The following is a 3,933-nucleotide window of genomic DNA, read 5'->3' as shown; positions in this document are numbered from 1 at the left end:
TCAACTCAATGGTCGCGATCGCATAACCATAGCATCAGATTAGAGGGTTACTTGCCCAAAAAATCCCTGAGATTTTTTGGGCATCTTAAAGGCTCAAAGCCAAGCGTAGCCTTAGATTAAAGCCTGTTGTCACCCCCTGAGCTTTGAGCCACTCTCTTTTGCTCATTCTCTCTTTCAACCCATACAACTTTTGTCTTGTACTTAGGGGAGAACCATGACGTGTAACTCTGAAATGGGAAAAGCAACGGAATTAGCGCTCTGCCTTCCCCTCAATTAAAGCCAATAAATTCTATATTAATTATTATGTAAACATTCCCATAGAGAGATCGCCGCCTATGCGCGATCGAGATCTTTGCTGGTGATAAATATCACTATAACCTTCCAAGTACAGCAATAATTCCTAGAGAAATGATCTTAGAACTACCGGGCTATCAAATTGGCGAAAATCTATATGAAGGAGAACGAACTCTAGTTTATCGGGGGGTTAGACTTTCTGACTCCTTAAAAGTCGCCATAAAATTTCTGCGGAACTCATACCCCAGCTTTACCGAACTCCTACAGTTTCGCAACCAGTATGCCATTGCCAAAAACCTGAATCACCCCGGCATTGTGCAACCTTTAAGCTTGGAGATCGTTGGTAATGGTTATGCTTTGATCATGAAAGAGGAGGGGGCAATTTCTCTGAATAAAGTATTAGCAGAATATGAGTCATTAGACTTAGAGAGCTGTTTGAAAATCGCCATTCAACTAGCGTCGATCCTGCAAGAACTCGAGCAGCAGAAAGTCATTCACAAAGATATTAAACCTGCCAACATTCTGATTCACCCAGAGAGCCAACAGATCCAACTGATTGATTTCAGTATTGCCTCCCTGTTGCCAAAAGAAGTGGAAGAAGTCAAGAATTACAACGTCCTAGAAGGAAGCCTAGCCTATATTTCCCCAGAACAAACCGGTCGGATGAATCGAGGAATCGACTACCGCAGCGACTTCTATTCCCTGGGGGTGACCTTATACCAACTGCTAACAGGAACGTTACCCTTCACCAGTGAGGAGCCTATAGAGTTGGTGTATTGTCATATTTCCCAACAGCCAGTACCGCCATCGGTTAGAAACCCGGTTTCTGGAATTCCCCTAGTAGTGTCGCAGATCGTGATGAAATTACTGGCGAAGAATGCCGAAGATCGCTATCAGAGTGGATTGGGGTTAAAGTTCGACCTAGAAAATTGTCTCCAGCAATGGCAAGAAACGGGCAAAATAGAACTCTTTGAGTTGGCCACGAGAGATATTGGCAGCCGCTTCCTGATTCCGGAAAAACTCTACGGAAGAGAAGCAGAAGTTGAGACCTTACTCACAGCATTCGAGCGAGTGGCACAATCTTCTACTACCACCGACTCCTCACTGCCAACTCCCCATTCTGAAATGATGCTCGTTGTTGGGTTTTCAGGCATTGGTAAAACCGCCGTAATTAATGAAGTTCACAAACCAATAGTGCGGCAGTGTGGCTATTTTATCAAAGGAAAATTTGACCAATTCAATCGAAATATTCCCTTTAGCGCTTTTGTACAAGCATTCCGGGATTTGATGCAACAGTTATTAGCAGAATCAGATGCTCAGTTGGCCCAGTGGCAGAACAAAATTCTTGCCGCCTTGGGCGAAAATGCTCAAGTAATCATTGAGGTGATTCCCGAGTTAGAGCTATTAATTGGCAAACAGCCCTCGGTTCCCGAACTCTCTGGCAATGCAGCGCAAAATCGGTTTAATTTATTATTTCAGAAATTTATTCAAGTTTTTGCGACCAAAGAGCATCCCTTAGTCGTTTTCCTCGATGACCTTCAATGGGCAGATTCGGCCTCTCTGAACTTGATGCAACTGCTAGGGAGCGAGAACGAAACGGGCTATCTACTTTTGCTAGGAGCTTATCGGGATAATGAGGTCTATCCGACCCACCCATTAATGCTGACTCTTTCAGAAATTGGCAAGTTGGGAGCGACGATTAATACCATAACCCTGAGTCCTTTAAGTGAAGCCGATCTCAATAGCTTGGTCGCAGATACTCTAAGTTGTAGCCAGGAGGTGGCTTGGCCTTTAAGTGAATTAGTCTATCAAAAAACCCAGGGAAATCCTTTTTTGCCACCCAATTTCTCAAGGGATTGCACGAAGATGGGTTGATTGAGTTCGATCGCGCGCGGGGCTATTGGCACTGTGATATGACGCGGGTACGGCAGTTAGCACTAACTGATGATGTCGTAGAGTTTATGGCTACTCGGTTGCACAAACTCCCTAAAGAAACTCAAGAGGTGTTGAAATTAGCGGCTTGTATTGGCAATCAGTTTGACTTAGAAACTTTGGCCATTGTCAGCGAACTTGAGCAGATGGAAGTCGCAGGTTCCTTGTGGAGGGCGCTGCAAGAGGGATTGGTGTTTCCTTTAAACCAGACCTATAAGTTTTTCCAAGGGAGTAAAGGCGAGGAAAAAGTACGGACAGAAGATGTGTCAGTTGGCTACAAATTTCTGCACGATCGCGTCCAACAAGCCGCTTATGCGTTGATTCCAGAAGCAGACAAAAAGAAGACTCATCTAAAAATCGGTCAACTTCTATGGAAAAATATCCCCGAAGATCGACAAGAGGAAGATTGTTTTCATCTAGTGAATCAATTGAATTATGGTATAGACTCGATCGAGCAATTAGCAGAGCGAGAAAAATTGGCCAATCTCAATCTATTAGCCGGACGCAAAGCTCAGAACTCTAATGCTTATAAAGCTGCATTTGAATATTTTAATACTGGACTGACTCTTTCCCGATAAAAGACACATCAGTTAAATGGTTTTTGATTAAAGGAAAAGATCCTTTTGAGTTAAGAGGCTAAAATTTTATGGTAAGCATCAAAAACAAGGGAAGGAATGTTGCAATTGTCTTTCTCTTTCTCAAAAAACTTTTTAGCTCTCCCTTTGAGGCTGGCGAGCAATACAACAAATCCTTGACGTTCAATACCCTGGTTAATATGGGTTTGCGACTGGCATTGGTCGTCATTGCCATTTCGGCTATTAGTTACTGGCATCTCATGTCTCAACTAGCCGAAGATACTCGAGCTAATCTACTGAGCTATATTACCGAGCGCGCCCAGCGAGAAGAAACCATCTTTGTCTTAGCAGAAGATAATCACATTCTCCTGCACGATGACTTTCTCGAACAATTTAGCGCAGATTCACCAATCGACTGGCAACAACGCTTCGATCGCCACTTTTTTCCTTGGACGGATGGGACAATCCGCAATCTTCCCGAAGATATTGAACTTCAAGACTTTGACCCGAACCATCACGCCACATCCTTCATCCAGAGAGGCGTAACCCTAACGCCGGATTTTCAAAAGCGCATGACCCTCAGCTATGACTTAGTCGAACGCTATGGGATCGGGTGGCGCGATCGCTTTTTCAGTACCTATATCGCATTGCCCGAGGGCGGAACAACAACATTTTACCCCAAGGCACCTTGGGGACTGACGGCGGAAAGCGACTTGGATATGACAGTGCTAGAATCGGTTTATCTGGGAGATTGGCAGCACAATCCCGAACGCAAAACTTTGTGGACTGGAGTCTATACCGATCCGGTTACCCATGATTCGATGGTGTCGGCAGTGACTCCTATTGATGACTCCGATGGCCGTCATTTGGGGTCGATCGAACACGATATTGTCTTGAACGATCTGCTCCATCGGGTCATCGAAGACCATTTAGAAGGGACTTATAACCTGTTGGTTCGTCCTGACGGTCAGTTAATTGCCGAGCCGAATTTAATGGCACAAATTCAAACCGAGGCAGGAAATTTAAGTGTGCAAACCGCAGAAGATGCCCATCTCCAACGGCTCTTTGCCCTGGCCGGACAGGCCTCTCGGGCCAATAGCGTAGTTTACAATCGTCGCGATCGCGAATATTT

General features: G+C 44.8%; 1 protein-coding gene and 1 pseudogene. Both read left to right on the top strand.

From position 1 onward, the window contains the following. Positions 1 to 408: 408 nt before the first annotated feature. Positions 409 to 2,795 (top strand): annotated as a pseudogene (locus PN466_RS09950) (ATP-binding protein); the annotation flags it as partial. Between the two features lie 77 nt (positions 2,796 to 2,872). Next, on the top strand, positions 2,873 to 3,933 hold a 1,061-nt coding region (locus PN466_RS09945), incomplete at its 3' end, for a PDC sensor domain-containing protein (protein WP_271939230.1).

It is taken from the genome of Roseofilum reptotaenium CS-1145 (assembly GCF_028330985.1).
In the GTDB taxonomy this organism is placed as follows: domain Bacteria; phylum Cyanobacteriota; class Cyanobacteriia; order Cyanobacteriales; family Desertifilaceae; genus Roseofilum; species Roseofilum reptotaenium.
The sequence above is the reverse complement of the archived record's forward strand: the minus strand, read 5'-3'. Positions and strand labels throughout refer to the sequence as shown.